We start from the raw sequence: 1198 nt of genomic DNA, 5'->3' as shown, positions 1-1198 counted from the left end.
CCTTCGGCGTCGTCGTGGCCCGCTTGTGAAGATGGATCAGCATAGTCTCGCCCCGCCTCGAATGTCCCTCAGGATCGACCTCGCCATGAAGAGCGCGGATCGTCGTGGGGAAACGTGATCAGCCGGGATGGAACAGTTAGTTACTAGCTTCAAGCGCAACGATCGATCTTGAGGTCTGGATGTCGTCGTGCGACAGTTGGTCGCCGTTGCCGGGACCGACCTCCTGTGGCCTGAACCAGCGCAGCAGTCCATTGGGTAGCTTGGGAAAACCGCCCTGCGTTTGGTGATACGGCAGGTTTGCGTCGAGGAATTATGGCGGGTCGCTCTCGTCGGAGCGACGTGCAATAGACTGCGCCCAACCGAAGAGAGCGGCAGAAGACATCTACGCAACCAGCCATGTGAGCCGTACGCGGCTCGGGCGAATTCATCGGCACCCATGCCTCGTCGAGTGCAAACCGGTGGGAGGCGGGATTTCTCGATGGCGTACTTGTCGCTGGACCACTCGAGAAGGTGGGAACGGAGGGTGGCGCCTGTCATCTTATCTCCCGGAGACCGTCGAGACGCCGAACCGGCCCCATGGTCGCAAACATTTTGAAGACGGCTACGCTTTTAAAGCGTAGAGGTGAAGAGGCGGCGCGCGGTCCTCCGCCGGATCGTGCGACCCCGTCGGAACCTGCCCGGATCGCCGAGGGAAGACGACCGCGCCCCGGCGGAAAAATGCCCGCGGGGCGGGCTGCATCGAGAGCTGTCAATCCCGGAGCAAAATGGGCCAACGCCCCGGAGAGATATTCCCCAGTTAGGGCGTATAGCCTGCGCCTTGGCGCGTGTGCTTTCCAGATAGCTGACGCGCGGCAAGGCGCACTGTCCGAGGGCCAGTTGCCTGGAGCCGGGGCGCCGAGGCTTTCAAGTCTTGGTCGTGCGGCTTTGGCGGAGCCTGAAGCTTTCGCCGTTCATCTCAAGGATGTGCACGTGGTGGGTGAGGCGATCAAGGATGGCGCCGGTCAGGCGCTCTGAGCCGAAGACCTCGGTCCATTCATCGGAGGGCAGGTTCGAGGTGATGATGATCGATCCCCGCTCGTAACTGTTCCATCCCGGCTGATCACATTTCCCCACGACGATCCGCGCTCTTCATGGCGAGGTCGATCCTGAGGGACATTCGAGGCGGGGCGAGACTATGCTGATCCATCTTCACAAGCGG

At 61.7% G+C, this 1198-nt stretch carries 1 pseudogene; it reads right to left on the bottom strand.

Annotation, left to right across the window (positions count from 1 at the left end):
* Positions 1 to 903: 903 nt before the first annotated feature.
* A pseudogene (locus tag DR046_RS22935) lies at positions 904 to 1080 on the bottom strand (ATP-binding protein); the annotation flags it as partial.
* Positions 1081 to 1198 lie beyond the last annotated feature (118 nt).

This window comes from Jannaschia formosa, from assembly GCF_003340555.1.
Classification (GTDB): domain Bacteria; phylum Pseudomonadota; class Alphaproteobacteria; order Rhodobacterales; family Rhodobacteraceae; genus Jannaschia; species Jannaschia formosa.
Note: the sequence above shows the minus strand (reverse complement) of the source record. Positions and strands in the feature narration are given on the sequence as shown.